This is a genomic window from Granulicella tundricola MP5ACTX9 (assembly GCF_000178975.2).
GTDB lineage: Bacteria > Acidobacteriota > Terriglobia > Terriglobales > Acidobacteriaceae > Edaphobacter > Edaphobacter tundricola.
Window position 1 is genome coordinate 4,263,136 of record NC_015064.1, and the last position, 26,628, is coordinate 4,289,763.

Genomic DNA, 26,628 nt, shown 5'->3' on the forward strand with positions numbered 1-26,628 from the left:
TTCCCTTTCGCCGTTTGCCACGTTCAGTCAGCTTAGAAGATGATCTTTGCTGCAAGCTGAAGCTGGCGGTTAGCACCCTGATCGGGCCCGTTCTTGTAGGTAGAGATGAACGAGTTCTGCGAGACATCGTTCGCTCCGCTCAGGTTCAGGTAGGCGTTTGCGTGATTAAGGACGTTATAGAGCTCAGCACGCAGCTGCAGACTATACCGCTCCGTGAACTTGATGCTCTTGTTCACGTCAGCGTTGAAAGATATGGTTCCAGGTCCGCGGAAGGCATTGCGTGCTGACATACCGCCAGGAAAAGTATCCATACCGTTGACGATGGTAGGCAGATCGGCTGCACCAATCTTTGGATCGACATAAGAACCATAGGCCGCGTTGTTCAGCGCGCCGCTGGCAAGATAGCGTGCGGGGAAGTCGATGTAATCAAACTTGTCCGGTGCTCCACCACCTATGCTGGGGCGGACACGCTGGTAGTTTGGCGTCTGCAGGAAGCGTGCCCGAGGGCAAGCCGTTACAGCCGGAAGCGCGCAGTCATACATGGAGAAGGGTGTACCGGTAGCAGCCGTAAAGATCGACCCGATCTCCCAACCGCCGAGTGCGGCACGCTTATAACCGGTCGCACCATAGGAAGGAATCTGCCAGACAAAGCCGACAGCGATCCGGTGCTTCAGATCGAAGTCGGAGTTGCCATGGTCGATCGCGTGGTTGTAAGGATCGAAGTAGGCTACGCCGCCTACGTCTCCGTTGGACTGGCCATCGGTGAACGTTGAGCTGGTGTTATCGGTGGAGTGTGCGTAGGTGTAGTTCGCTGTGAGGCTGACACCGGTCTTGTATAGATTCGTACCGCGTAAGTTGGCGTTCATGCTGTTGAAGTAGCTGTCTCCGTCCGCACCGCGAACGTTGATGGAGGTGAACTGTGGATTGAGGCGGTTGGTATTGACTGCTCCCGAAGGAGCATACTTTGCCGCATCCCCTTCGTAGACCTGGCCATAATACGAGCGGTTATAGTTTGCGATGGAGTAGTTGTGGATGCCACGTTCTCCCGTGTAGGCGAGGCCTGCAGCAAAGGTGTTGTTGATCTGGCGCTCTAGAACCAGCGTATAGAACTGGTTGTAGGCCGGCTTGATCCGTGGGTCAACCGCGCGAACGGTTCCCTGCGGAATCGCCTTGCTGACACCCGAACCCGAGCTGAACGAACCCAGGACACCGGTGCTGATGGGAATCTGCGCGCCTACGTCCAGGTTCGTGAAGCTAATGGCAAGCTGCGAAGGAGGATTGAGCGCAACGTTATATGTCACGTTGCCGAAGTTGCGCTCGTAGCTGATGCCGTAACCACCGCGCAGGCTGGTTTTGCCGTCGCCGGTGAGGTCATAGGCAAAGGCAACGCGAGGTGCAAACTGCTTGTAGTTGGTGTTCCATAGCTTGCCGCCGGGATTCTGCACGCCTGCCGGAGCCGCCTGATTGACCTGGAGAATCTTGCCTGCGCGAACCCGATCCTGCAACGATCCGGTGGTTCCAAAGTAGAAGTTGGAGTCCAGGGCAGAGTTCTTGTTGTGCTGAGTGCCGTAGAGCTCATAGCGCAGGCCAGCGTTGATGGTCAAACGGGGAGTCGCCTTCCAGCTATCGTTCACAAAGCCGGCACCCTCCTGATAGCGATTAGAACGGCTGAAGTTCGGTTGGGCGATTGGTGTGGTCAACGTGCAAGCGGCCGTGACATTCTGCAAGCCGGTGATCAGATCCTTGGTGCAGGGAAACTTGCCCTGCGGATTCAGATTCGCTTGGAAGTAGTCGGTGACGCCATTCACAAAGTTAGTGAGCGCGCCCACCTTAACGCCGTTGATCGTGTCCGTCGTACCTGTGCTGCTAACCAGCGACTCCTGAGCATTCTCATAAATCGCAAACGTGTGGTTATCGCGAATGTAAGAGTACTGGCCGCCGAAGGTGATGGAGTGACGGCCCTTGGTGTAAGTGAAGGTCGGGCTCAGCACAATATTGTTCTGCGGACCGCCGGAAGGAAGCCCGTTCGCCGCGTTTCCTTCGCTATAACCGGGAAAGACAAGCGAATTGTTTGCGATCGATGGAGCAGCTGCAGAACTTACAAAGAGCGTAGGGCCAGCCGGATTGGTCCCCAAGGGCTGGTTATTGTTGAAGCGGAGCAGGCCAATCTGGAACTGGCCGACCAAGCTATTGGAGAAGGTATGGGTGATTCCATAGACCAGGTTCTGCGACTTCGTGGTCGTCCCGGTGCTGTATCCAGCATATGGACTGACGTTGCCAGTTCCAGAGGGAGTGACCGAGTTGTACAAAACGTACCGGCCGTACATCTGTGTCCGGTCGCTGAGATTGAAGTCCAGCCGCCCGACGATGTTGTAGGTATTTTGAGGAACACCACCGCCCGCGTCCGCCGGGACAGTGACGTTGACCTGCTGCAGAATGGGGGTACTGTCGTTGAAGGTGCCGGGCTTCGCCAGTTCCAGAGCAGCACGGTCCGTCGCGAACGCGCTGGAGACAGAGCCCGCAGCGCCACCGATCTGGCCGAGGGTCAGAATCTTACCCGTGGGCGTGCCGGAGACGGTTCCAAACTGCTGAAAGAATGCCTGAGTGCTGGATGCCGAAGCAGCAATGAACTGCGACGTCGGAATATAAAACTGGGTCACATTGCTGCTGCGAACCCGCGTCCATTCCGTGTTGTTGAAGAAGAACAGCTTGTCGTGGACGATGGGACCGCCCACCGCGAAACCAAAATTGTTGCGATCGAAGCGGTGCTGCGGGATGGCGTTCGCGTTGTTGTAATAGCTATTCGACGCGAAGGTTGACGGGCGAAAGAACTCATACGCTGTGCCATGGAAGGCGTTCGTACCAGCCTTGGTGATCACATTGACCACACCGCCGGAGGCGCGTCCATATTCAGGGCCGTAGTTCGAGGTGACGATGCGGTACTCCTGCACCGAATCAACCGGTACGAAGGTCGCAACGCCCACTGAGAACAGGCTGGTGTTTTCGATACCGTCAAGCAGTATCTCGGTTGAGGCAGAACGTGCGCCGCCAAGGTTCACGCCAACTCCGCGCGAGGTTGCGCTGGGGTCAGCTGCGGCATTACCGGAAAGAACAACGAAAGCGTAAGGAGTACGCCCTTCAGTGGGAAGTTCCAGCAACTGCTGTGTATTGACGACCTGCGAGTTCTCCGCGTTCTCAAGGTTGATTCCGGCCAGCGAGTTCGCTGCAACCTCAACCTGAACATTGGTCGCATCCACCGAAAGCTTCGCGTTGACGGTATTTGAAGAACCGACCGAGATGTTGAACGTATTGGTGCTCGTCGTCCCGAAGCCGGGCGCGGTCACCGTGACCTTATAGTCCTGGGGCGGGAGGCCCTCGATGTTGTAGGCGCCAGCGCCGGTGGTCACTGTGGTGCGGGTTGCGCCGGTGGCGACGTTGATCACGGTCACCGTGGCTCCGGCGACGACCGCGCCGCTGGGGTCCGTCACGGTACCGGCAACGTTTCCATTCTGGCTTTGTCCAAGGCCCATCGCAGTGCAGACAAGGCTTACAGCAAGTAATCCAAGAACCTTCTTCATCGTTTCGTTTCTCCGGGAGATAGAACTTCGCGCAAAGCGGGATAAGCCGCTCTATACGATTTGAGTTTTTCGGTCTTGTGGGAACTACCTGCACGTTGCTGGCCAACTGGAAATACCACCAAAGTTTCAGGATTTCGTACTATTTCGCATCCCGTCCCATTTTGCTAAGTGACTGACTTCACATAGATTTATATGAAAAGACAGATAATTTGAGAAACTCTGCGTCTTTCTGAAGGACCTCTACGTCAAGTTCGATTCGCACAAAATCGTTTTTCTCTCGGCCGTTCCCCAACCCTTTCAGGGGCAGCGAACCGGAATAAGTAAAAAGGCCTCGCCCCATCCATACTTGCAGTAGGGTTCAGACGCTCGGAAAACCTTTACCGGAAATGTATAGTGGGTTTGCACTTCAGAGGCCCAACCCCATGAATCCAGATCGCCGCCAGTTCCTGCGCGCCGCCGCCCTGACCTCCTCCGCACTCGCCCTGCGTGCCTCTGCCGGCATCGGCCAGCTCGCCACCTCAGTTGACGCCCACATCACCATCCTGCCCGCCGAGCCCATCGGCACCATCGCGCCGGAGATCTACGGCCACTTCATCGAGCAGCTCGGCGGCGTGATCTATGACGGCGTCTGGGTGGGCGAAAAATCCAAGATCCCCAACCACCACGGCGTCCGCCAGGCCTTCATCGACGCCATGCGTGCCGTCAAAGCGCCCGTCCTGCGCTGGCCCGGCGGCTGCTTCGCGGACTCGTACGACTGGCGCGACGGCATCGGCCCCGCAGAGAAGCGCCCGCAGCGCACCGCCTTCTGGACCCAGGAAGACTCCAACCGCTACGGCCTGCATGAGTTCATGACTACCTGCCGCGCCATCGGGTGCGAGCCCTACCTGGCCGCCGACGTCCGCAGCCTCCCCGCCCGCGACTTCTATCAGTGGGTCGAGTACTGCAACGCGCCCTCCACCCCCAACCTGAGCGGCAGCCTGCCCGGCGGCATCAACGCCCTGGCTGCGGAGCGAGCACGCAACGGCAGCCCGGAGCCCTTTAACGTCCGTTACTGGGGCGTCGGCAATGAGGTCTGGGGCTGCGGCGGATCGCAGACCGCGGAGGAGTATGGCGGCGAGTATCGCCGCTACACCGAATGGATTCCCCGCTACGGCGCCACCGACGAGCAGCGCCGCGACTCCCTGCGCCTCATCGCCTGCGGAGCCAACGGCGACGACGCACGCTGGACCGCCGGCGTCATGAAGTCCATCAGCGAGCATCACAAGCCCTTCGGCTTCTCCACCCACTACTACACCTCCGGCGACGCGAAGAAGTTCGCCGCCGGCGACGCGCTTGAGTTCGACCCGCCCACCTACTACGACACGCTCGCACGCGGTGCGTTCATGGAGCGCATCATCACCGATAGCTGGTCCGCCCTGGGCGAGACCAACCACGGCCACAGCGTCAAGATCATCATGGATGAGTGGGGCGCCTGGTACAGCAAGTCGACTGAGCTCGGCCCGAAGTACAACCTCTCCCAGCAGAGCACCATGCGCGACGCTATCCTCTCCGGCATCACGCTGGACATCTTCCACAAGCACGCGGACAAAGTCGCCATGGCCAACGTTGCGCAGACCATCAACTGCATCCACTCACTCATGCTGGCGTCTGAGGACAAGTTCACCGTCACCCCCACCTTCCACGTCTTCAAGATGTACATGCCGCACCAGGGCGCGCAGAGCCTGCGGGTGGAGTTTGCCGCGGCGTCCATCCCCAACCCCATCGCGCGCGTCACGCCGGTCGGCGGCAACAGCGCAGACGGCTCCATCGATCCTGCCTCGAAGCTCGCCGGCCTCAGCGGCTCGGCCTCCATCGCGACGACCGGCAACGGCAAGGTGATGACCCTCACCGTCGTCAACCCGCACCTGGACCAGCCCATCACCACTGAGATTGTTATCCCCGGCGTCACCATCGCCAGCGTCACGGGCGAGGTCCTCACCGCCCCGGACATCCACGCCCACAACGACTTCACCCACCCCAACGCCGTCCACCCGGAGCCCGCAAAGCTCGGCACGCCCTCCGGCGGCCGCCTCATCCACACCTTCCCGCCGGCCAGCGTCACCGCTCTTTCCCTCATCCTTGCCTAACCCCGATACAATAGGCAGGAGCTTCTAGAGGGACACCAGACCGCAATGAGTTGGTTTAAACGCGAAGATCACAAGATCGTCAACGACGAAACCAAGACCGTCCGCACGGAGGGCCTATGGACCAAGTGCGGCTCCTGCGGCACGCCGCTCTTCAAGCCGGACCTCGCCGCCAACCTGCAGGTCTGCCCCAAGTGCGGGTATCACTTCCGCTTCGACGCGCGCTCCCGCGTCGAAAACCTGCTGGAACCCGGCTACGAACTCGTCGACCTGGAACTGCGCTCCACCGATCCGCTGAACTTCACGGACCTCAAGCCCTACAAGCGCCGCCTCGCCGAAGCCCAGAAGAAGACCGGCCTCAACGACGCCATCGTCAACGCCATTGGTCAGCTTGGCCCGCACAACGTCGTCCTCTCCGTCATGGAGTACGCCTTCATCGGCGGCAGCATGGGCGCAGTCGTAGGCGAAACCATCGCCCGCGCTGTAGACCGCTCGCTCGCCACCCGCCACCCCCTCATCATCGTCTCGGCCTCCGGCGGCGCGCGCATGATGGAGGGCATCGCCTCCCTGATGCAGCTTGCCAAGATCTCCGCCGGCCTGGCCCGCATGGACGACGCCAAGATCCCCTACATCTCGCTGATGACCGACCCCACCACAGGAGGCGTCACCGCCAGCTTCGCCATGCTGGGCGATCTCAACATCGCCGAACCCGGCGCACTTATTGGCTTCGCCGGCCCCCGCGTGATCGAGCAGACCATCCGCCAGAAGCTCCCGGAAGGCTTCCAGCGCTCCGAGTTCCTCCTCGAGCACGGCTTCCTGGACGCCGTCATCGAGCGTAAGAACCTCAAGTCCTACCTGACGGACACCCTCTCCTGGATGACCAACCAGCCAGCCACAGAGAAAGCAGCCAAAGCGTAAAGCAGACAAGAAAGATAAGAACGGATCAAGACAGATAGGGCCCCGCAACTCCCAAAAAGAAACGTCTTTGCCGTATCCGTCTTCATCTGTTTTTTATCTCTTTTTTCCGCGTTACGCTTTCCCTTTTCCAGCCGGAGGTAGTCTAAGTCCTTATGACTGAACAGACGATTCTCGAAAAGCTCAAGGAAGGCGCCCGCCGCTTCCAGTCAGAGGTCCACGCAGGCAATGCCGCGGAGTACGAGCGTGCCGCCACCACCCCCCAGCAGCCCCACACCCTCGTCATCGCCTGCGCTGACTCCCGCGTAGACGTGGAATCCATCACCTCCTCAGGCCCCGGCGAGGTCTTCATCACCCGCAACATCGGCAACATGGTCCCCGCCTACGGAGAGATGCTGGGTGGCGTCAGCGCCGTGATCGAGTACGCCGTCTCCGCCCTCAAGGTCAAGCACATCGTCATCTGCGGCCACTCCGACTGCGGCGCCATGAAGGCCCTGCTCAGCCCGGACAGCACCGCCGCCATGCCCACTGTGCGTTCATGGCTCACCAACGGCCAGGCCGCTCTCAAGGTAGCGGATGCCCTGGATACCCCAGACGACAAACCCGGTCAGCGCCTCCGCAACCTCACCGAGCAGAACGTCCTCATGCAGATCAATCACCTCAAGACCCATCCCAGCGTGGCCGGCGCACTCGCACGCAATGAGATCAGCATCTCCGGCTGGGTCTATGACATCGGCTCCGGCGGCGTACGCGTCGCGGAAGACCCCAGCCGCGCGTTCATCCCGGTAAGCGCATCCACCGTCTAAAAGCTGAGAAGTTCAACGGGATCGAGGCCCTACTGAAGCTCTATCCGCCTTGATCCCGTTCTTATCCATAGTTATCCTCGTTACGCCTTGCTTTTGCCGGAGGCCGACCAGCCTGAGGAGCCGCCGATGATCGTCCCCAAAGCCGCCAACCTGCCCCGCATGATCCAGTACGTCGGCCTGCCTCTGTTGGCGCTGGTCGTCTGGGACGTCTGCATCGTCGTCGCCTACAAAGTTCTGCATTGGGAATGGGTCGGCTCCCGCAACGTACCGCTTGCGCTCTATGGCTCGGCCATCGGCATCATCGTCGGTTTCCGTAACAACTCTGCGTATGCTCGCTGGTGGGAGGCACGCGGACTCTGGGGACAGATCGTCAACAACTCTCGCAGCTTCGCGCGCCAGGTCTTCTCCACCCTCCGCCCGGACCACATTGAGTCCGAGCACGATGAGGACGAGCTACTCACCACCCGCCACACCCTCATCTACCACCAGATCGCCTACGTCCACGCCCTCCGCCAGCAACTGCGCGGGCTCGATCCCTTCCCGGAGATCCACGGCCTCATCCCTGAAGCCGAGTACCAGTCGCTCGCCCTGCAGAAGAACGTAGCCCTCGCCCTCCAGCGCAACATGGGCACCATCGTCCGCAACGCACGCCAGCGCGGTTGGATCGACAACCTGGAGTGGCAGGCCATGGACAAGAACCTCGACGACCTGGCTGACGCGCAGGGTGGCACAGAGCGCATCAAGAACACCCCCATGCCCAAGCAGTACGACTTCTTCCCCATGCTCTTCGTCCAGATCTACTGCATCCTCTTGCCCATCGGCATGGTGGAGCAGCTTGGCTGGTTCACGCCGCTCGGCTCCACGCTGGTCGGCTTCATGTTCCTCACGCTCGATAAGATCGGTCGCGACCTCGAAGATCCCTTCGACAACGAGATCTACGACGTGCCCCTGACCTCTATCACCCGCACCATCGAGATCAACCTCCGCCAGATCCTCGGCGAGACCGAACTCCCGCCGCCCGTCACGCCGGAACGCGGAGTTCTTTGGTAACTCCTACCGCACACGCATAAGCAGGGAATCCGACTGTACTGACGGGTTACGTGTAACCGCTTTTTCGCGATACACCGTCCACAAGGTCTGATATACCTCTCACAGTCCCCATTATGCGAATTCTTTGTGCGTCTCTTCTCGTGCTTTTCGGGCTCAGTGTCCCTGCCGCCTTCGGCCAGACCACCAGCATCTCCGGCATCGTCTACGCGCCCAATGGCAAGCAGCCCCTGCCCAATGTGCTGGTCTACGTCCCTACCACCGCCGTGGATGCTTTCACGCCCGGCGTAAGCTGCCCGGTCCCCGGCACCCCTCCCTCCGGAACCCCCCTGGTCGGCACCACCACCGCCACCGACGGTAGCTTCTCCCTCGGAGGCGTGCCCATCGATCCAGCCGTGCCGCTCGTGATCCAGTCCGGCCGCTGGCGTCGCCAGGTCACCATCGCCACTGCCGCCGGCGTCAACACAGTAGTCGACCCCAATCTCTCCCGCTTCCCCCGCAATCAGACCGAAGGCGACATCCCCAAGTTCGCTGTCGCCACCGGCTCTCAGGACCAGGTCGAGTGCGTCCTCCGCAAGGTCGGAGTCGACGACGCCGAGTTCACCAATATGGGAGGAACCGGACGCATCAATCTCTTCTCCGGCAGCGGCTCGCCCGGCGCACGCATCGACAGTGCCACCCCATCCCAGGTCAACCTCATGACCGACTCCACCGTGCTCAACCAGTACGACGTCCTCATGCTGCCCTGCCAGGGGAATCAGTACATTCAGCCCGCCGGATCGCTGGCCAACTTCGTCAGCTTCGCTAACGCCGGTGGACGCGTCTACTCCAGCCACTACAGCTACGTCTGGATGTATAACAACGCGCCCTTCAACTCCGTCGTCAACTGGAAGGTCACGCAGCCGGACCCCGGCACCACAGGCACGGCCACTGTAGACACCTCCTTCTCGCAGGGTCAGATCCTTTCCAACTGGCTGCAGCTCGTCGGAGCCACCACGACCCTTGGTCAGATCCAGCTCTCCGTGCTCAAGCATGACCTCAACGGTGTCGTCGCCCCCACTCAGTCCTGGCTTACGCTGAACAACACAGCCCTCAACAACCCCGTGATGCAGTTCGTCTTCAACACCCCCGTCACCACGACCACCAACCAGTGCGGCCGCGTCCTCTTCAACGAGTACCACGTCGAGCAGCCCACGACCTCGCCTATCAACGTCGCCTTCCCGAGCGAGTGCCCGTCCGCCACCACCGACCTCACCCCCCAGGAAAAGCTCCTCGAGTTCAGCCTCTTCGAGCTCACCAGCGACGGCAGCGCCGCAACTCTGACTCCCACCTCACAGGACTTCGGCTCAGAGCCCGTAGGCTTCACCACGGCGGCCAAGCCCTTCGTCTGGACGAACAACTCAACCTTCCCCGCGGCAGTCACCATTCAAGCCGCATCTGGCGACTTCTCCGTTGTCTCCCCGGCCTGCGGAACCGTGGCCTCCGGCGCAAGCTGCACCATCAACGTCGTCTTCACCCCCACCGCACTCGGCGCACGCACCGGCACCCTCTCCGTCGGCTCCGGCACCACCACCCTCACCGCGAGCCTCACCGGCACAGGCGTTCCCGCGCTCGCCCTCTCACCCACACCCACACCCAGTTCCTCAACCACCTCCACCTCGCTCGACTTCGGCAGCGTTGACGTGGGAGCCACTGGTGCCCGCACCCTGTTCCTCACCAACAGCGCCTCCGGCGGTCTGCCCTTCCCGCAACTCACCCTCACCGGTCCTTATTCCGTCTCCTCCAACTGCACCTCCATCGTCCCCGCCAACGGCTCCTGCACCCTCACCGTCACCTTCCACCCCACCACCACCGGCGCGAGCCCAGGCTCCATCACCATCAGCTCCGCAGCCGCCGTCGGCCCCACTGCCACCGCGGCCCTCACCGGCAATGGCGTCGACTTTACCTTCGTCGTCACTCCCGCCTCTGGCAACATCATCGCCGGCTATCCGGTCACGCTCTCTTCGCTCACCTCACCCATCGCCGGCTTCGCCAACCCGGTCACGCTCTCCTGCGTCACCAACGCACCAGCCACCACCTGCACGCCCAAGTCCGCCACTATCCTCCCCTCCGCACCCATCACGACGGAGATCGACCTGGCCACCACCTCTCAGTACACCGTCATCGGCTATAGCGGCTTGGGCGGCAACTGGCTCCTGGGCGCGCTCGCCATCGGCACCGGATCGCTCCTCTGGTTCCGCCGCCGCAGTGCAAGCACCCTCGCCCGAGCCACCCTGGTCGCCCTGCTTCTCGCGGTAGCCAGCCTCTCCGTCACCGGTTGCTCCGGCAAGCTCCCGGCCGAGAACTCGTCCTACACCAAACCCGGCAGCTACAGCTTCACCATCACCGCCACAGACGGCTTCCTAGTCCACACCGCCACCTATAACCTGACCGTCACCTCCAAGTAAGTCATACCAACCCGCACCAAAACGTCAAGGCGGATTGAGCAGCCCCTAAGGGTTTGCCCAATCCGCCTTGATCCGTTTCTATCGCTTCTATCCGCGTTCCGCCTTTACTTCACAGCCCCCGGATAGATCCCCTCAATCGCCGCACTCCGAGCTTTATCCGTCTCCGGATGCGGGAACGGCTTCCTTGGCATCATCGCCTCGCGCTGGCTCGTATTGTAGAGGAAGATCGCCTCCACCACCGCGGCCTGCTCCAGGTCAGCCTGGTGCAACCGGTCATACGTGTCCATGTCCGAGTGGTGCGTCCTGGTCTCATAGTCCATCGGGTCCTGGATGAACTGGAACCCAGGCAACCCAACCGCGTCATAGCTCAGGTGATCTGTCCCACCCGTATTCCGGTAGGAGATCGTTGACACCCCGAGATCTGCCAAGGGGGCGATCCACTGCTTGAAGATCGGCCCGATCGCCCAGTTCTCCTGCGTATATACGCCCCGAACCTTGCCGGTCCCATTGTCCAGGTTGTAGTAAGCATCCAGCGTCTCCCACTCCTTGGTCGTCGTCAGCGGACCATGCGCCCGCAGAAACGCCGGAACGTTGGGGTCCGACGGTGGATCATTAAAGGTCCCAAAGTGCTGCTTCACATAGCCACCCGACCCAAACAGACCCTCTTCCTCGCCAGACCACAACGCGATCCGGATCGTCCGCCTCATCGGCACGTTCAGCGCCTTCAGAATGCGCACCGCCTCCATCGCGACGATCGAGCCCGCACCGTTATCCGTAGCGCCCGTTCCCGAGATCCACGAATCCAGATGCCCGCCCACCATGACGACCTCATTCTTCAGCTTCGGATCGGTACCCGGAATCTCCGCCACCGTATCGAACCCATGCTCATGATCGCCCGTGAACTTGGTCTCGATATTGATCTCGACCGAAACAGGAACATGGTTCGTGATGAGCCGTGCCAGCCGGTTGTAATGCTCGATCATCATCACCGCAGAAGGCACGTTGACCGCGCCCTCCCTGCTCTGGGCGTTCCGGGATAGGTTCGCGCCGTTATCGTCAAAGATCACGCCCGTCCCGCCGCCGCCACCGGAGTCACGCGAAGGCTGAATAATTGCCGCCGGATTATCCGCCAGTACGACCTTCAGCAGCGCAGCCCGCTGCGCCTGCATGCGAACCCGGTCCGCCATCAACTGCTGGATGTTCGGCGCGCCCGGCCGGCCACCCGCTGTCGGATAGCTCTCCATCTCCTTCAACTCGGCGTCGGTATATCGCTTGAACAGGGGCTCCGTAATATCCGGCGTAGGCCGCATCGCACCCAGCAGCACGATCTTGCCTGTCATCGTCCCCTTCAGCTTCGCCGCATCCGCCGTAGCCGGATCGATATACACCAGCTCACCCGTTACCGGACCCTTCGTCGAAGGCGACCACGGTGCAGCCTGGCACCAAAGCGGCTCCGGATCAGGCCCCACCATCCGGGCCCACGTATTGATCTGCTGCCACCCCATCCCGAACTCGCCCCAGTCCTCCAGATGCGCGTTCTCCAAGCCAATCTTCGTCAGCGTATCCCGCGTCCACGCATTGGCCTTCGCCATATTCGGTGAGCCCGTCAGCCGCGGCCCAATGCCATCCGAAAGCGCCCCGCCAAACTCCATCACATGCGAGTGCTTCAACCCCTCCTCGCGAATCCGCGAGTACATGGTCAGGTCGATATCTTCGGTCGCAGGCTGCGCCCCGTAGTAGGAAGGAACCTTATCAACGTGCTTCTGGGCGATAGCAAGCGGCACAACCGCGCTTGCAAGGACAAAGGATGCAGCAACTCCACGAACGAAAAACATGGGCAGGGCTCTCCGAGAAAGATTTGGGAGCCCCCAGACTACCAGACCAGCCAGCCGCGACTTACTTCTTGCGCGCTTCCATAATTGCAATGCGTTCGCTGATAGGAGCTACCTGCCGGTAGACCTCCACTTGGTTGTTAGCCCGGAGCGCTGCCAATTCAGACCGCATCTCCGCTCGGAACGCATCCAGCGTCTTCATGACCGCATCGTGCTCAATCGCACTCTGTGTCTTCAGCGCGTCCACCTTCGCTGTCAAAGCCTTGAGATCTGGAGCCACGATGTCCTGCACTACCTGCCGTACACCGCTGATCACGTCGCTCATATGAATCTCCGGAAAAGCTTGTAGACAGATTACACGTTCTATCCGCCCTGATCCGTTCCTATCCCTCTGATCCGCGTTACGCCTTTACAGCCCCAACTCCGACAACCCAGCATGATCCACCGGCCTAGGCCCCTGCGGCCAAAAGAACAACCGATCTCCCTCCGCAATCGCCAGGTCATTGATGCTCGCATGCCTCACCCGCATCAATCCCACCTCATCGAACTCCCACAACTCATTCCCATAGGACCGGAACCACTGCCCCTCGGCGTCATGCCACTCATAGCAGAACCGCACCGCCATGCGGTTCTCCTTGAAGCCCCACAGCTCCTTGATCAGCCGATACTCCTGCTCGCGCTCCCACTTGCCCGTCAGAAACGCGACGATCTCTTCGCGCCCATTCACAAACTCCGCCCGGTTCCGCCACTTGCTGTCAACCGTGTAAGCCAGCGAAACCTGCGCCGGATTCCGCGAGTTCCAACCATCCTCAGCCTTCCGAACCTTGGCCTTGGCCGTCTCCATCGTAAAAGGTGGCACCAGCACTAAAGCATCACTCATGATCGAACTCCTCTAAGCCTTCCGCCCCATCCGCTTCGCCCACATCGTCCCCAGGTACCCCAGCGCGACGACCGCAAACAGAATCCCCACCGGCAGCCCCACACGCGAGTAGCTGTACGAATAATCCACCGTATGGTGCCCGCCGGCGTTATAAATCAGCAGCCCTACGATCGCAAAAAACGTAGCCCCAAAGAACCCCATAAAGCCTGTCGCGAGCCCCATCAGCAGCGAAGCAAACCACCCCAGGTCCTTCATTGGAATCCCGAAGAGGTATCCTCCTCCCAGCGTGCGCGGCGTGTCGTAAGCGGTCTGACTCATACCAAGTAGAATAACTCCTTATGGCAGAGGTTGGACAAAGCGGTTTGGTCAAGGCAACAGACGCAGCGCAGGCAATGACGCTGCAGCACGCGGCAAACGGAATCGTATACGCACACGCAGGCGAAACCCAACTGGTCGAAACCGACCTCGCCCGCCTCGTCCAGGCCGTGCCCGCGCCCATCGCCGCGGCCCTCAAGGACAAGTCCTACTACTTCGTCCCCCTCGCCCTCGCAGAGCCTCGCCGCGACGGCCACCGCGGCACAGAAGAGACCCTCGTCTCGCCCATCTACACCGCGGCCCTCGGCGACGAGGCCATCTGCCACCGCAACGTCACCCTCCCCAGCGCGCCCGACGGCTCCGCCCGCGAAGGCGTCTTCATCTCCGTCCGCCTCCTCAACGATCGCTTCGCCCTCTCCTTCGAGTTCTTCATCAACGTCGGCCACGCCTTCGTCGACGCCGCCGGCGTTCCCGCCGAGTTCACCGACCTCATCTGGGCCCAGGCCATCGCAGACATCCGCGGAGAAACCAGCCAGGACTCCTGGGAGAGCCGCACCGCCGCGCTGGCGGACCGCAACCATCCCGACGAAAAGGCCAAGCTTGAGTTCTCCGAAGCCGCCTTCTCGGACGCCTTGGCGATCTACCAACTCTCCCTGGCAGTCGACTTCGACTACTCCGAACTCCGCGAGCGCGAGTACCCCCTCCTAGCCCCTACCGCCCTCGCCGAACGCCTCAAGCTGGTAGCCAAACTCTTCCCCCCCAACAAGGACTACGAGTTCTCCATCCGCTACCGCCGCCGCGCCTAGAAGGCAACAAAAAGCTGGAAGCTCACGGCTGGAAGCTGACAGCTGGAAGAAAACCCCGCCACGACCGTCACCCAGATAACAACCATCAACCCCTCACGACCGTCATTCTGAGCGCAGCGAAGAATCTCCTTAGCTGCATTTGCAGTTGCCGTTGTTTGTTCTGGTCTGTCATTCTGCGCGAAGCGGAGAATCTCCGTAGCTATTGTTGCCATTGCTCTTGCCGTTCCAAGTTACCGTAAGTGCAGCCAATAATCGATCCCGTAAAGCATCTACTATCAAAGCTTTACAACTATTTTCCGCGACAACACCCCAAAACTCACGTGTCAATACCCCACCGCCCAAAAATCTGAGCTAACCCCAACATTCAAAACCACTTCCACCCCAAAAATAAATGGCGTATTTACCCCACTCACCTTGGTAAAATAGAAGAAGAGAAAAATCAGGACGAACCACCGTCGTGAGCCAACCTCTAATCCCTTTTAAACAGAAGCCTTACAAGCCAGTCCAGACCTAACTCATTTCCTTTGAAGACTTTGCCTACTTCAGGGGGGGAGGGGGGGTACCTACCGGATGTGATTCATAGCCGCCCGGAACAGCACCTCAAAGCTCCCCGCAGCACCCGGATCACGCAACGCCATCTCGATGGCCTTCTGCGCCTGCGGCCTCGCATACCCCAGGTTCACCAGCGCCGAAAGCACATCGTCCCCAGCCGGCCCATGACTCTGCACCGCCGCCACTGGGGCTGTGGCCATGTCGTCCAGCTTGTCTTTGAGCTCCAGTACCACCCGCTCGGCGGTCTTCTTGCCGATGCCCGGAATCTTCACCAGCGTGTCGTGATCCCCACCCCGGATCGCCGTCACCAACCGGTCCGCCGCAATGCCGCTCAAAACCGTAATCGCCAGCTTCGGCCCGATGCCGGTAATCGTCAACAGCTTCTCGAACAGGCTCTTCTCCTGCCGGTCCGAGAACCCAAACAGCGCAAGCTGCTCTTCCGCCACCTTGGTGAAGATAAACAGCTTAGCCTCCGCCCCCTCGCGCGGCAGCGCGGAGTACGTCGCGACCGAGATGGCCACGTCGTATCCCACGCCCCCGCACTCCACAACAGCCTGGTTTGTAGACTTGAAAAGCAGCAACCCGCGCAGATGAGCAATCATCCCTGAATTGTAGAACTCAGTTGGTGCCGTTGCTCAGACGAGGGTGGTTCTCCTTCAGCTCCAGCAGCAGAGCCTCAATCTGGTCCTCCTGCTCCAGTGACTGGAACCGGTCCTCCAGCGTATCGCTGCCCGCAATCGCCCGAACCGTCCGGTTGGTCGAAGCCGTCAGCTCACCCGCAGCAACGGTAGCATTCAGCCGCTCCAGCCGAGCTGCCCGCTCGCCCGCCGAAAGCAGCGCCTGCCCCGGATCAGACTTCGCCAGCGCTTTATTCCGCCGATGCTGAGCCAGCAGCAGCTCGATCCGAGCCTTGGTCTCGGTCAGCTTGCCCTGCAGCTTGGAGTACGCAGACCGCAGCGTATCGGCCTCGGCCGTCTGATCCGTATGCTGCTGCGCAAAGCCCTCCCCCAGCTTCTGGTGGGAGAGCGAACGCTCCAGCGCCGCACGCGCCAGGTCGTCCTGCTGCTTGCCCACCGCGAGCTCGGCCTTGCGGCGCCACTCGGCCGCCTGGGCCTCATGCTCCTGCTGCTGCTTGCCCAGCCGGTGCTGGTCGGCAATAGCCACTGCCACCTGGGTCTTCACCTGGAGCAGTTGATTTTCCATGTCGAGCACGATCTGCTTCGACAGCTTCTCAGGATCTTCGGCCTTGTCCAGCAGGTCGTTCAGATTCGCACGCAGCAGAGTAGAAACACGTTCGAGGAGAGCCATGGCAACATCCTTTCGGGTAGAACAGGGCAGCCCTTAGAAGCGCCGCCCGGTGAAGATACGGTCCAGCGCCACAAGCGCCAGGATCGAGAACAGGGAACCGCCAAGACCGTGACGGCGACGGCCATAACCGCCGTAGTTCCCGTAGCCGCCGTAACCGAACGGTTGCCGGTAACTGCGGTAACGGAACGGACGAGTAAACAAACGAACGACGTGAATCACAAGGAGGATAGGAAGCACGATGAAGAGAAGCGTGAACATTGAAGAACCCTCGCAGGGGAACTGGTTAGAGGTTGGTAGGAGCCCACGCGCCGCTTGAAAGCAGTGCGTGGGCTCGTTGTGAGTTAGCTGGACTTCTTCTCGGTGTCGGCGTCGATGTCCTTGCTGCTGTCACGCGGCTTCATGGCCTTCACGTTCGACATCAGGTCGCTCATCTTCATACCGCTCAGAGCCTCGAACAGCGCCGGCACCTGGGCCGCGATCCGAGTCATATCGCCTGTGATCTTGCTCGCCCCGGTCTGATCGTCGGAGCCCGTAGACACGATGGTGATCTTGTCCACGTTCGCCAGTGGCTCAGCCATGGCACGCACAACATCCGCCATGTTGGTGATGAGCTTGTCGACGACCGCAGCCTGCGACCACTCCTGGTACGCCTCCGCCTTGACGTTCATCGCCTTGGCCTCGGCATTGCCCTTCTGGAAGATGATGTCGGCCTCCGCCTCACCTTGCAGACGAGTCACCGCAGCCTGCGCCTCACCAGCCGCACGCGTAGCCGCCGCACGGCCCTCCGCCTCGATGGTGATGCGAGCCTTCTCGGCGGCAGCAATGTTTTGAATACGGCGAGCCTCGATCTCAGAGCCCTTCAGGACGGTAGAGGTCAGCTCAGCCTCGTGACGCAGGATCTCGGCCTGCTGCACCTTGATCTGCTGTTCCTTTTCGATCTGCTGGACCTTGACCTGTTCGGCGACGACCTGCTGCTGCATGACGTTGGTCTGAAGCTCGTAAGCCTTATCGGCCTGCGCCTCCTGACGGCGGCTCTGCTCGGTGTACTGCGCCTTCTGGATGTCGAGGTCGCGCTGCGCCTCAGCCTGCTTACCCAGGGACGCCGTCTCCGCGATCACACGATCCTGATCGCTGGCAGCCTTGGCGATGGCAGCCTCGCGCAGTGCGTTGGCACGACGGATGGCAGTGTCGCGCTCGGCTTCAGCCGATGCGATCTCGGCGTCACGCTTGATGCGTGCGACGTCGGGCCGGCCCATGTTGGTGATGTACTCGTTCTTATCGCGAACCTCACGGATGGTAAACGAGATGACCTCGAGGCCCATCTTGCTCATGTCATCCATGCAGGTGGCACGCATACGCTCCGCTACCATCTCCGGCTCCTTGACGATCTGCTCCACCGTCAACTGGCCGATGATGCCGCGGAGATGACCTTCCATCACCAGGCGGATGAGGCCCTCACGCTCCGTCGCAGTCTTTGAGAGAAACTGCTCGGCAGCGGTGAGAATCGACTCCTCATCGGAACGAACCTTGATCTGCGCGACAGCTTCAACGGTCACCGCGACACCTTGCTTGGTGTAGAGGTCCTGCTGCGGCGCGACGTCGAAGCTCATCAGCTCGAGCGACAGCTCGCGGTAGGTCTCGACGACAGGGAAGATAACGGCTGCGCCGGACTTGATGACGCGTGGCTTACGAAAGCCATAGACAATGATGGCCTGGTTCGGCGCAGCCTTGCGGAACATGCGGCCGATGGACACAAGCAGGATGATGATGACAGCGACGGAAAGCCCAACAATAGGAACGATCAGGGAGTGCATGGTGTCCCTTTCAAGGAACGGGTTAGAGGGTTAGTTGGAGAGCTCGTGCAACGGGCGGATGTAGGCGATGCCGCGCTCATAACGCAGGACGACGACCTCCGTGCCGCGCGGGATGGGTGCGCCATCCTCGCTGCGTGCCGCCGCTGCGCGACGAGCCCCAGTCTGGGAGAACAGAATCTCGCCCGTACCGTCCCCGGCACGGATCGCGTCAGAGACGCGTGCGAGCGTTCCTTCCATGCGCGTGTCTTCAGGAGACAGGACACGTTCACGCGGAAGGAGAAGCTTGAATAGAACGACGTACAGAATCGAAGCGCCCAGGAGGCCGGCCGCCACAGCAGCCAGAAGAACGACCGCTGAAACCACCGAGCTGTAGCGATCCAGCAGATATCCGGCCGCACCGAACCAGCACAGAAAAGCCGGCAGCGTGAAACCGTTGAACGCAGATACGTGAGCTGCGGGCTTGGCATGGAGGTGCGGGTGAAGATGAAGGTGGCCGATGTGCAAGTGGCCAGCCCCTGAGAACGCCGCGAACAGCGTCAACACCAGCCCCAGAACAAAGCAGATGAGATAAAGAGTGATCACTTTTTAGCCTTCCGTTTCTTCTTGCCGCTCTTCTTTTCCTTCTCCGCTTTTGTTGGCTGCAGTTCAGCGGCTAGAACTGCCTCTGACGGATTCAAGACCTGGTAGAGCCTGTCGATCAGCGCCGGTGTCTCCAGAATCGACTCCATCAACAGGAGGCAGCGCCGGGAGTCCTCATGCTGAGCCAACGTCAACAGCGCTCGGCAGAGCTTTGGGTCGGCCTTGCCGAAGCGCTCGGCTCCGGCGATGAGCCACAGGTCGAGCTTGTCCTCGGACTGCCGCTGCGCAAGCTCCGCCGTCCGGAACTCCGCCTGGTAGTCCTCAGGGTCTTCCACCAGGTAGCCCGGGTGGACCTTGAAGAACCGCGCCAGCAACAGCCGTGTCGTATTGGTGAGGTGAGGACGTGCCCCAGATTCGATCTGCGAAAGGTAAGACTGGGAGATCGTACCGCTCGCAGAATCCTCAGCGATTGCCCGCACCAGCTCCTGCTGGGTCATGGCCCGGTTCAGGCCGCGCAGCGACCCTTCCACCTCGCGAAGATAACGGATTTTGTCTGACAGTTTCATGACAGCTCGGAGCACCACTGCCCCGTATTGCGATGTATTGCGATTCGTGATAATTGTATTGCGGATTGCAATAATGAGCAAGTGATTTAAATAAAGAAAGGCCCGGAGATCATCCGGGCCTTTCGGGAGCGATGGAAGTGTTCTAAGGAATCAGCAGAATCTTTCCTCCAAGCCCGCCCTTTTCAGCGGCTGCCTGCCCTTTTCCAGCGTCCTCCAGCGGGATCATGCGGTCGATTGGAATCTCCAGCTTGCCGGCCAGGACGTCCTCTGCAAGTTCAACGAGTTGCTCGGGATTCGGCACTGCCTTTACCGCTCCGATCTGCACGGTGGGATGTTGGGACGCGTTTTGAGGAGGACCGGTCACCGTGGCGAAGATACCACCCTGCTTCACCTTGCCGATGAGAGTCTGCGCCGTCTCTCCGCCCACCGTATCGGCAATCGCATCAAGGAAGCCAAGCTTCGCAACAGCATCACTGTCGTCCAGTGCGATGACTTCATCTGCGCCGATCTTCTTCGCCTCATCCAACTGGCTCTTGCGCACGCCTGCGATCACATGCGCCCCAGCCTTCCTGGCCACATAGACCGCCGTGCGCCCAACGGCTCCAAGCGCTCCCGTGACCAGCACCGTCTGGCCGCTCTGAATCTTTGCTCCAAGCCGGATCAACTGGGTTCCGGTTAGCAGGACCAGAGGAAGCGCGCCGGCCTTTACTACATCCAGACCTTCTGAAATCTTTGCCAGGTCACTCGCCTTTACTACGCAGAGTTCCGCGTAGGTGTGATCCGCAAAGGTGAAGACCTTATCGCCGGGAAGGAAGTTCTCTACCCCTGCACCCACCGCTCGCACGATGCCTGAGACATCGCGCCCGATGATGCCGGGGAACTCGACCGGAAACCGCTGCTTCGCTTCGCCGGAGCGCATCTTCCAGTCAATGGGATTGATGCTGACGGAGGAGATCTTGATCAGAACCTGACCCTCACCCGCTACCGGGTCATCCCACTCTTCCACCTTCAGTTCGTCTGGACCGCCGTACTTGTGCAACACAACAGCTTTCATCGCTGACACCTCACCCGAAGTAAGATGCTCACTATGCGCCCGATGTCGACTCCGTTGAAGCCGGCGCAGCGACCAGATACCTCTCCCAGTCAGAACCTTCTGCGATGTGCTTGAGTAGTTCAAATCGCTGGAGCATCAGTTTCAAAACATGCGGGACGACGATGTGCTTGCCCACAAGCTTCCCCGGCATGCCTAACGGCATGGAAAAGCGCACGATATCCCACATCGTCGTGCAACCGTTCATCTCAGCGAAGTGATGATCATGCTGAAAGAAGCTGAACCGGCCACGGCCCATCGTGTCCTGAAAGAAGGCGGGCCTGTCGTAGCCCGTGATCAAGGTCTCGTGCATGGCGGGAATGCCGAACTTCCATCCCCGCCAGATCAACTGATCGCCAGATACGATGAGCCCTTTGGTCTTGCCTTCGACTGGCTTTAGACCGATTGTTTTTTGCACCAGTTCAATACTGGTGGAGAGCAGAAAGCACCGATCCATCGGAGCATTAACGTGAACGCTCTCCTTCAGTCGAAACATGTACAGGCACCTCAGGGAACAGGGTTAATCTGGTTGGGCGACTTCGATATCGCTGGCAAAGTGTCTTTCCAGCAACGCCCGGACACGTGCCTCATCGTCGTCATTCTGCAGCGTGATGCCGAGCAGTGCGCCGCCCTTGCCTTCACCCTCAAAGCCATCGCCTTCGATCGTCTCTTCCTTGTGGAAGACCTGAAGCACGGCCTTTCCAAGCTTCTCTTCAAAGCCTTCAAAGCCCGGCTCACCTTCAGCCCCAACTTCAAGCTTTGCATCCTCTGGCGGGTCCGAAGTCTCGCGGTTCGCCATTACGATCAGGTCGGCCGCATTGAAGCCGTCCTTGATGAAAGCGTCTTTGACTGAGTCCGCCGCGTTGCGGCTTTGAAACGTTCCTAAGATCTGCTTTGCCATTCCCTTGCTCCTCACTTACCTGGTTTGTGAGATGCAAGAACCTGGTACAAAGCAGATCACGGCATGATCAGCCGATGAGCCGGAAGTTGTCCCCTTGCTCCGGCTGCGGCGAATCCCATCCGCCCGGAGGGATGACATTCTCCGGCCCTTCCGGACCCCATGTATGCGGTTCGTAGACAGAGACAGGCGTATCGGTGTTCAGCACCGGGTCGACGATTCTCCAAGCCTCTTCTACGTAGTCCTGACGAGCGAAGAGGGTAGCGTCCCCTGCCATGGCATCGGTAAGCACTCGCTCATACGCTTCCATCTCGCTGGGTTCGGGATGCCGGCTTGCAACCAGTTCAACTTCACCACGCTTGCCTGTACCAGTTGGAGAAGAGACCGAAACTGCCAACGCGACGGTCGTCTCAGGGCTAATCCTGAAACGAATGTAGTTCTGTGCGGGATCGCCGCTGCTGGAGTTCGTTGCAGGAGGCTTACGCAATCTCACCATAACCTCAGTGCAGGTGATCGGAAGATTCTTGCCTGCGCGAATAAAGAATGGCACACCATCCCAACGCCACGACTTCACCTGCAGCCGCAAGGCCGCATAGGTCTCTACCTTGGAGTCCGGGGCTACACCCTTTTCATCCAGATACCCGCGGAACTGCCCGCGAACGAGATTATCCGGCGTGATGGGTGCAATTGCCTTCAGTACCTTGACCTTCTCATCGCGGACGGACTCGCTATCGCCTGCTGCCGCAGGCTCCATTGCGAGATTGCACATCACCTGAAACACATGATTCTGGATCACGTCCCGGATCGTGCCCGTTTGGTCATAGAACGACCCGCGCCCCTGGATGCCGAAGTCCTCCGCCATCGTGACCTGAACGCTCTCAACGTAGTTCCGGTTCCAGAGCGGCTCAAGGAATGAGTTCGAGAAGCGGAACGAGACCATGTTGTAGACGGGTCCCTTGGCGAGATAGTGGTCGATACGAAAGATTGAGGTCTCAGGAAAGGCCGAGAGGAGAATTCGATTCAACTCCTGCGCGGAAGCCAGATCGTGTCCGAACGGCTTCTCCACGATCATGCGCGCGCCTTCAGCGTTGCCGGACTTCACCAATTGTTCGACGACCTTCTCGAACAGTGACGGAGGGATCGCCAGATAATGCGCCGGATTCTTGGCATCGCCAAGTTCCTTCCGTACCGCTGTAAACGTGGCTGGATCTTCATAATCGCCGTCGACGTAATGGAGCAGGGAACTCAGCTTCTCCCATGCCCCCTGGTCGAGCCCGCCATGCTTCTCCAGGCTGTCCTTGGCGCGGTCTTTCAGTTGATCGAGATTCCAGCCCGCCTTGGCAACACCGATGACGGGAACGTTGAGGGTGCCGCGCTTGATCATCGACTGCAGCGCCGGGAAGATCTTCTTGTAAGCAAGATCTCCCGTGGCGCCGAAGAAGACGAGAGCGTCGGAATGAACCTGGGACATGGATCGCTCCTGCGTTTTTACGACTTCTTCTCGAGATGGCCGCCGAACGCATAGCGCATTGCGGAGAGGAGCTTGTTGGAGTATTCCGCCTCACCGCGCGAACTGAAACGCGAGTAGAGCGACGCAGTGAGTACAGGCGTGGGGACTCCTTCGTCGATTGCAGCCTTGATCGTCCAGCGCCCTTCGCCAGAGTCGGAGACCCGGCCGCCAAACTTACTCAGCTCCGGATCCTGAGCCAGCGTACCTGCGGTCAGATCCAGCAGCCATGATGCGACCACGCTGCCGCGCCGCCAGACCTCAGTGATCTCCGGAATGTCCATATCAAACATGTAGTGTTCCGGATCACGAAGGGGGGTAGTCTCCGCGTCGATCTCACCCGCGTGCTTGCCAACGTTTGCAGCCTTCAAAACGCCGAGTCCCTCTGCGTAAGCAGCCATCATGCCGTACTCGATGCCGTTGTGCACCATCTTGACGAAGTGGCCTGCTCCGTTTGGACCGCAGTGCAGATAGCCCAACTCTGCTGTGCCCTTGTTCTCAGGGCGACCTGGCGTACGGTCGATGGTTCCAATACCCGGAGCCAAGGTTTTGAAGATTGGGTCGAGATACTCGACGGTCTTATCGGAGCCGCCGATCATCATGCAATACCCGCGCTCCAGTCCCCATACTCCGCCGCTGGTGCCTACATCGACAAACTCGATCTTCTTCTCGGCCACGCGCTTGGCGTGGCGAATGTCGTCGATGTAATAGGAGTTTCCGCCATCGATCAGAATGTCGCCCGCTTCAAGATGCGGCTCCAACTGTTCGATCGTCTTATCCACGACGCCGGCCGGCACCATCAGCCAGATCGCCCGCGGCTTGGAAAGCTTGCTCAGCATATCTTCCATGGAGGTTGAACCTGTCACTCCATCCGTCTTCGCAAGATCCTCCACTGCCTTTGGCGACATGTCGAACACGACGCATTCGTGACCATTTGCGGCAAGACGGCGAACCATATTGGCTCCCATCCTTCCAAGACCGACCATTGCGAGTTGCATGATTCACTCCTTCGTTGTTGCAGATCGTTAACTGTTCATCCATTGTAAGATGCCGGAAAAAGACACCTGATGCGGGCAAGGCGCCAAGCAGTTCAGCGCAAGGATTCTGAAGGGATCATACCGTCTCAACGTTTCAAGAGAACGATTCGGGCTTGATCTGCATTCGGCCATGCGGTTCTCGACGGATCTTCGGGGGATGTGGCTGCAAAACAGCTTCGGCCTCTCCGAAGGGAGAGGCCGAAGGCGATGTAGCTCCATGAGGATCCTGGTGCCGGGAGGGGGGGTCGAACCCCCACGACCTTGCGGTCGGCGGATTTTGAGTCCGCTGCGTCTGCCGATTCCGCCATCCCGGCTCACCCTCATCTTACCAAGCTTCCTTGCACCCGCCCAGCCATTTCCGCGTCACCTTTGTCCAGGCCTACTTGCCGATGCAAAACGTAGAAAATATCAGGTTCAGAATCTCATCTGCGCTCGTCGCGCCTGTGAGCCGGTCGAGCGCATCCAGCGCTCCATACAGATCGAGCAGCAACAACTCATGCGGCAGTCCATCTTGCGCAGCCACAGCCGCGATTTCCAAGGCATCCACCGCCTGCATGATTGCCCCATGCTGTCGCACATTGGTCAACACTGCGCTCTCCGGCGGCGTCGCCGTTTGCGTCAGAGCCATTACGATTGCCCGCTTGAGTTCCTCAATGCCTTCGCCCGTCAGCGCGCTCGTACGGATCGCCCCTTCAGATGCCTCTGCGCCAACGCCAGCCGACAGCAGATCGCTCTTGTTCAGCACTCTCAAGTAAGGCCTTGCCTCAGCCACCACAATCTCATCTATGTCCTTCGTCAGTGCGCCGCCATCGACCACATGCAGCACAAGATCCGCCTCCGCCATCGCGACATTCGTCCGCTCAATGCCTTGCCGCTCTGCCTCACCTTCGGGCCCGTCTGGAGCTGTACGCAATCCGGCCGTGTCGATCAGCTCCACCGGAATTCCCTCAATGGACATACGCTCGCTGATGGCGTCCCGTGTCGTGCCTGGCTGATCCGTTACGATCGCTCTCTGCCGCACCAGCAGACGATTGAAGAGGGAGGACTTGCCTGCGTTCGGACGCCCGACAATCGCCAGCGTGAAGCCCTCCCGCACAATTCGCCCATAGTCATAAGTAGCCGCCAGCGCCTGCAGAGGATCGCGCACGCTCTCTATCCGAGCTGCAATCTCGGCTTCCGTCATGAGATCCAGATCGTCCTCGGCGAAGTCCACTCCGGCTTCCAGCCCTGCAATCAGTTCCACCAGCCTGCGCTTGATTGGAGCCACGATCTTTGAAAGCGCTCCTCCCAGTTGGGCTGCCGCGATCCTTGCCTGGTGCAGCGTCGTTGCTTCAATCAGGTCGTGGACCGCTTCGGCCTGCGTCAGGTCCAGCCGGCCAGACAGGAAGGCTCGCTGCGTGAATTCTCCGGGCTCCGCGAGGCGTGCCCCGGCCTGCACGCAGCCGCGCAGCACTGCCTCCAGCAGCACCGGAGAGCTATGACACGCAATCTCTACAACGTCTTCAGTCGTGTACGAATGTGGCGCCTCGTAGAGCGTCACCACGGCTTCATCGAGTACTTCACCGGACTCTGGATCTACGATCTTTGCCAGACGAACCCGGCCCGGCTCCAGCGCGTGCTTCAGCCGCAGCATCGGCAGGGCGATCGCACGAGCATCCGCACCGGACAGCCGCACTACCCCAATCCCGCCTCGCCCCGGCGGCGTGGAGATCGCCACGATCGTATCGTTCCTGAAGCTTCCATTCTGCATCTCGCTCAGGATACCTCCGCGCGGCCAGTCGCCGTCTTTGCACAGCCGCCAGGCATACCATCGGGGTATGTCCGCGCACTTCTCTCCCGCTGCGTTTAAATTCCTCCGTGGCCTGGCCCGCAACAACGATCGTGAATGGTTCAACGAGCGCAAGCCCGTTTATGAGCAGGAGCTCAAAGCTCCTATGCTCGACCTCATCAATCAGATCAATGAGGCCTTCGTCGATTTCGCGCCGGACTTCATCCGCCCCGCGCATAAGTCCCTCATGCGCATCTATCGCGATATTCGCTTCGCCAAAGACAAGCGCCCCTACAAGACGAACGTAGCCGCCTGGTGGGCTCGCCAGGGCCTGGAGAAGACCTCCGGCGGCGGTTTCTACTTTGAGATCAACGCTACCCACATCACCATCGCCGCAGGTGTGTACATGCCGGAGCGGGAGCAGCTTCTGGCTATCCGTCGTCATTTACTTGACCACCACGAGGAGCTTCGCGGCCTCTTCAGCGCAAAAAAGACCCTAGCACTCCTGACGCCGTTCGACGGCCTCAAGCTCACACGCGCGCCCAAGGGATTTCCCGCGGATCATCCTGCGCTCGACCTTATTCTTCAGCGTCAGTGGGGCGTGTCCGCCCAGCTTCCGGCCGATCTCGCCCTCACCCCGAAACTTACCGGTGAGATCGTCAAGCGTTTCAAGGCTGCAGCGCCCATTGTCGATCTACTCAACGCGCCTCTCGTTCGCCGCCCGTCGAAGCCTCTCTTTTAGCGGTTTTTCCACTTAAAC

25 protein-coding genes and 1 tRNA gene are annotated in these 26,628 nt (G+C 60.1%); 7 read left to right on the plus strand and 19 right to left on the minus strand.

Features of this window, described 5'->3' with window-relative positions; translation table 11 throughout:
- Nucleotides 1-32 precede the first annotated feature (32 nt).
- Nucleotides 33-3,578 (minus strand): TonB-dependent receptor domain-containing protein, encoded by a 3,546-nt coding sequence (locus tag ACIX9_RS18660; RefSeq protein ID WP_013582053.1) that lies wholly within the window; start codon nucleotides 3,576-3,578, stop codon nucleotides 33-35.
- Between the two features lie 422 nt (nucleotides 3,579-4,000).
- Between ACIX9_RS18660 and ACIX9_RS18665 the strand changes: the two genes are divergently transcribed.
- The 5 genes from ACIX9_RS18665 (at nucleotide 4,001) to ACIX9_RS18685 (ending at nucleotide 10,916) form a co-directional block, all read left to right on the plus strand.
- Nucleotides 4,001-5,704 carry an alpha-N-arabinofuranosidase gene (locus ACIX9_RS18665; RefSeq protein WP_013582054.1) on the plus strand — a complete coding sequence of 568 codons (1,704 nt, stop codon included), beginning with the start codon at nucleotides 4,001-4,003 and terminating at the stop codon, nucleotides 5,702-5,704.
- A gap of 45 nt (nucleotides 5,705-5,749) precedes the next feature.
- Complete coding sequence (gene accD, locus ACIX9_RS18670; RefSeq protein WP_013582055.1) at nucleotides 5,750-6,619, plus strand: acetyl-CoA carboxylase, carboxyltransferase subunit beta; 870 nt, start codon at nucleotides 5,750-5,752, stop codon at nucleotides 6,617-6,619.
- 152 nt (nucleotides 6,620-6,771) lie between these two features.
- Nucleotides 6,772-7,422, plus strand: a complete 651-nt coding sequence (locus ACIX9_RS18675) for a carbonic anhydrase (RefSeq protein ID WP_013582056.1) — start codon at nucleotides 6,772-6,774, stop codon at nucleotides 7,420-7,422.
- 87 nt (nucleotides 7,423-7,509) lie between these two features.
- Nucleotides 7,510-8,472 (plus strand): bestrophin family protein, encoded by a 963-nt coding sequence (locus ACIX9_RS18680; protein WP_232298753.1) that lies wholly within the window; start codon nucleotides 7,510-7,512, stop codon nucleotides 8,470-8,472.
- Between the two features lie 140 nt (nucleotides 8,473-8,612).
- A complete protein-coding gene (locus ACIX9_RS18685; RefSeq protein ID WP_041597216.1) occupies nucleotides 8,613-10,916 on the plus strand; it encodes a choice-of-anchor D domain-containing protein in 2,304 nt (767 codons plus the stop codon).
- A 104-nt stretch (nucleotides 10,917-11,020) separates the two neighbouring features.
- Here ACIX9_RS18685 and ACIX9_RS18690 read toward each other — a convergent pair whose 3' ends face one another.
- The 4 genes from ACIX9_RS18690 to ACIX9_RS18705 form a co-directional block, all read right to left on the minus strand.
- Complete coding sequence (locus ACIX9_RS18690; protein WP_013582059.1) at nucleotides 11,021-12,751, minus strand: M20/M25/M40 family metallo-hydrolase; 1,731 nt, start codon at nucleotides 12,749-12,751, stop codon at nucleotides 11,021-11,023.
- A gap of 61 nt (nucleotides 12,752-12,812) precedes the next feature.
- Nucleotides 12,813-13,073: a hypothetical protein gene (locus ACIX9_RS18695; RefSeq protein WP_013582060.1), complete on the minus strand. Its 261-nt coding sequence runs from the start codon at nucleotides 13,071-13,073 to the stop codon at nucleotides 12,813-12,815.
- An 84-nt stretch (nucleotides 13,074-13,157) separates the two neighbouring features.
- A complete protein-coding gene (locus tag ACIX9_RS18700) occupies nucleotides 13,158-13,628 on the minus strand; it encodes a nuclear transport factor 2 family protein (RefSeq protein ID WP_013582061.1) in 471 nt (156 codons plus the stop codon).
- Nucleotides 13,629-13,640: 12 nt separating this feature from the next.
- Nucleotides 13,641-13,946 (minus strand): hypothetical protein, encoded by a 306-nt coding sequence (locus tag ACIX9_RS18705; RefSeq protein ID WP_013582062.1) that lies wholly within the window; start codon nucleotides 13,944-13,946, stop codon nucleotides 13,641-13,643.
- Nucleotides 13,947-13,966: 20 nt separating this feature from the next.
- Here ACIX9_RS18705 and ACIX9_RS18710 point away from each other — a divergent pair, with 20 nt between their 5' ends.
- Nucleotides 13,967-14,749, plus strand: coding sequence for a hypothetical protein (locus ACIX9_RS18710; protein WP_013582063.1), 783 nt, complete (start codon nucleotides 13,967-13,969; stop codon nucleotides 14,747-14,749).
- Here ACIX9_RS18710 and ACIX9_RS18715 read toward each other — a convergent pair.
- The 14 genes from ACIX9_RS18715 to mnmE form a co-directional block, all read right to left on the minus strand.
- Nucleotides 14,746-14,961 (minus strand): hypothetical protein, encoded by a 216-nt coding sequence (locus ACIX9_RS18715; RefSeq protein WP_041597217.1) that lies wholly within the window; start codon nucleotides 14,959-14,961, stop codon nucleotides 14,746-14,748. The two genes, ACIX9_RS18710 and ACIX9_RS18715, sit on opposite strands and share 4 nt — an antisense overlap.
- 351 nt (nucleotides 14,962-15,312) lie before the next feature.
- The gene (ruvA, locus tag ACIX9_RS18720) at nucleotides 15,313-15,903 is read right to left on the minus strand and encodes a Holliday junction branch migration protein RuvA (protein ID WP_013582064.1); all 591 of its coding nucleotides are present in this window, start codon (nucleotides 15,901-15,903) and stop codon (nucleotides 15,313-15,315) included.
- 16 nt (nucleotides 15,904-15,919) lie between these two features.
- Nucleotides 15,920-16,609 (minus strand): PspA/IM30 family protein, encoded by a 690-nt coding sequence (locus ACIX9_RS18725; RefSeq protein ID WP_013582065.1) that lies wholly within the window; start codon nucleotides 16,607-16,609, stop codon nucleotides 15,920-15,922.
- A gap of 33 nt (nucleotides 16,610-16,642) precedes the next feature.
- A complete protein-coding gene (locus ACIX9_RS18730) occupies nucleotides 16,643-16,867 on the minus strand; it encodes a hypothetical protein (protein ID WP_013582066.1) in 225 nt (74 codons plus the stop codon).
- Nucleotides 16,868-16,950: 83 nt separating this feature from the next.
- Nucleotides 16,951-18,423, minus strand: a complete 1,473-nt coding sequence (locus ACIX9_RS18735; RefSeq protein ID WP_013582067.1) for a flotillin family protein — start codon at nucleotides 18,421-18,423, stop codon at nucleotides 16,951-16,953.
- 30 nt (nucleotides 18,424-18,453) lie between these two features.
- Entirely contained in the window at nucleotides 18,454-19,005 is a 552-nt protein-coding gene (locus ACIX9_RS18740) for a hypothetical protein (RefSeq protein ID WP_013582068.1), read from the minus strand.
- On the minus strand, nucleotides 19,002-19,568 hold the full coding sequence (locus ACIX9_RS18745) for a helix-turn-helix domain-containing protein (RefSeq protein WP_013582069.1): 567 nt from the start codon (nucleotides 19,566-19,568) through the stop codon (nucleotides 19,002-19,004). Before ACIX9_RS18745 ends, ACIX9_RS18740 begins: the two co-directional genes overlap by 4 nt.
- Before the next feature lie 142 nt (nucleotides 19,569-19,710).
- Complete coding sequence (locus ACIX9_RS18750) at nucleotides 19,711-20,622, minus strand: NADP-dependent oxidoreductase (protein ID WP_013582070.1); 912 nt, start codon at nucleotides 20,620-20,622, stop codon at nucleotides 19,711-19,713.
- Between the two features lie 31 nt (nucleotides 20,623-20,653).
- Nucleotides 20,654-21,154 (minus strand): SRPBCC family protein, encoded by a 501-nt coding sequence (locus ACIX9_RS18755; protein ID WP_013582071.1) that lies wholly within the window; start codon nucleotides 21,152-21,154, stop codon nucleotides 20,654-20,656.
- A 24-nt stretch (nucleotides 21,155-21,178) separates the two neighbouring features.
- On the minus strand, nucleotides 21,179-21,559 hold the full coding sequence (locus ACIX9_RS18760; RefSeq protein ID WP_013582072.1) for a hypothetical protein: 381 nt from the start codon (nucleotides 21,557-21,559) through the stop codon (nucleotides 21,179-21,181).
- 67 nt (nucleotides 21,560-21,626) lie between these two features.
- Nucleotides 21,627-23,027, minus strand: coding sequence for a glucose-6-phosphate dehydrogenase (gene zwf / locus ACIX9_RS18765; protein ID WP_013582073.1), 1,401 nt, complete (start codon nucleotides 23,025-23,027; stop codon nucleotides 21,627-21,629).
- A gap of 17 nt (nucleotides 23,028-23,044) precedes the next feature.
- Complete coding sequence (gnd, locus tag ACIX9_RS18770) at nucleotides 23,045-24,061, minus strand: phosphogluconate dehydrogenase (NAD(+)-dependent, decarboxylating) (RefSeq protein WP_013582074.1); 1,017 nt, start codon at nucleotides 24,059-24,061, stop codon at nucleotides 23,045-23,047.
- Between the two features lie 266 nt (nucleotides 24,062-24,327).
- Nucleotides 24,328-24,414, minus strand: a tRNA-Leu gene (locus ACIX9_RS18775).
- A 65-nt stretch (nucleotides 24,415-24,479) separates the two neighbouring features.
- Entirely contained in the window at nucleotides 24,480-25,850 is a 1,371-nt protein-coding gene (gene mnmE, locus ACIX9_RS18780; RefSeq protein WP_013582075.1) for a tRNA uridine-5-carboxymethylaminomethyl(34) synthesis GTPase MnmE, read from the minus strand.
- 67 nt (nucleotides 25,851-25,917) lie between these two features.
- On the opposite strand from mnmE, the gene ACIX9_RS18785 reads away from it, so the two are divergent.
- The gene (locus tag ACIX9_RS18785) at nucleotides 25,918-26,610 is read left to right on the plus strand and encodes a DUF2461 domain-containing protein (protein ID WP_013582076.1); all 693 of its coding nucleotides are present in this window, start codon (nucleotides 25,918-25,920) and stop codon (nucleotides 26,608-26,610) included.
- Nucleotides 26,611-26,628 lie beyond the last annotated feature (18 nt).

Coding starts and splice junctions, on each gene's coding strand:
- ACIX9_RS18660 (WP_013582053.1), bottom strand. CDS start 3,578: ATGAAGAAGGTTCTTGGATTACTTGCTGTAAGCCTTGTCTGCACTGCG.
- ACIX9_RS18665 (WP_013582054.1), top strand. CDS start 4,001: ATGAATCCAGATCGCCGCCAGTTCCTGCGCGCCGCCGCCCTGACCTCC.
- accD (WP_013582055.1), top strand. CDS start 5,750: ATGAGTTGGTTTAAACGCGAAGATCACAAGATCGTCAACGACGAAACC.
- ACIX9_RS18675 (WP_013582056.1), top strand. CDS start 6,772: ATGACTGAACAGACGATTCTCGAAAAGCTCAAGGAAGGCGCCCGCCGC.
- ACIX9_RS18690 (WP_013582059.1), bottom strand. CDS start 12,751: ATGTTTTTCGTTCGTGGAGTTGCTGCATCCTTTGTCCTTGCAAGCGCG.
- ACIX9_RS18695 (WP_013582060.1), bottom strand. CDS start 13,073: ATGAGCGACGTGATCAGCGGTGTACGGCAGGTAGTGCAGGACATCGTG.
- ACIX9_RS18700 (WP_013582061.1), bottom strand. CDS start 13,628: ATGAGTGATGCTTTAGTGCTGGTGCCACCTTTTACGATGGAGACGGCC.
- ACIX9_RS18705 (WP_013582062.1), bottom strand. CDS start 13,946: ATGAGTCAGACCGCTTACGACACGCCGCGCACGCTGGGAGGAGGATAC.
- ACIX9_RS18710 (WP_013582063.1), top strand. CDS start 13,967: ATGGCAGAGGTTGGACAAAGCGGTTTGGTCAAGGCAACAGACGCAGCG.
- ACIX9_RS18715 (WP_041597217.1), bottom strand. CDS start 14,961: ATGGCAACAATAGCTACGGAGATTCTCCGCTTCGCGCAGAATGACAGA.
- ruvA (WP_013582064.1), bottom strand. CDS start 15,903: ATGATTGCTCATCTGCGCGGGTTGCTGCTTTTCAAGTCTACAAACCAG.
- ACIX9_RS18725 (WP_013582065.1), bottom strand. CDS start 16,609: ATGGCTCTCCTCGAACGTGTTTCTACTCTGCTGCGTGCGAATCTGAAC.
- ACIX9_RS18730 (WP_013582066.1), bottom strand. CDS start 16,867: ATGTTCACGCTTCTCTTCATCGTGCTTCCTATCCTCCTTGTGATTCAC.
- ACIX9_RS18735 (WP_013582067.1), bottom strand. CDS start 18,423: ATGCACTCCCTGATCGTTCCTATTGTTGGGCTTTCCGTCGCTGTCATC.
- ACIX9_RS18745 (WP_013582069.1), bottom strand. CDS start 19,568: ATGAAACTGTCAGACAAAATCCGTTATCTTCGCGAGGTGGAAGGGTCG.
- ACIX9_RS18750 (WP_013582070.1), bottom strand. CDS start 20,622: ATGAAAGCTGTTGTGTTGCACAAGTACGGCGGTCCAGACGAACTGAAG.
- ACIX9_RS18755 (WP_013582071.1), bottom strand. CDS start 21,154: ATGTTTCGACTGAAGGAGAGCGTTCACGTTAATGCTCCGATGGATCGG.
- ACIX9_RS18760 (WP_013582072.1), bottom strand. CDS start 21,559: ATGGCAAAGCAGATCTTAGGAACGTTTCAAAGCCGCAACGCGGCGGAC.
- zwf (WP_013582073.1), bottom strand. CDS start 23,027: ATGTCCCAGGTTCATTCCGACGCTCTCGTCTTCTTCGGCGCCACGGGA.
- gnd (WP_013582074.1), bottom strand. CDS start 24,061: ATGCAACTCGCAATGGTCGGTCTTGGAAGGATGGGAGCCAATATGGTT.
- mnmE (WP_013582075.1), bottom strand. CDS start 25,850: ATGCAGAATGGAAGCTTCAGGAACGATACGATCGTGGCGATCTCCACG.
- ACIX9_RS18785 (WP_013582076.1), top strand. CDS start 25,918: ATGTCCGCGCACTTCTCTCCCGCTGCGTTTAAATTCCTCCGTGGCCTG.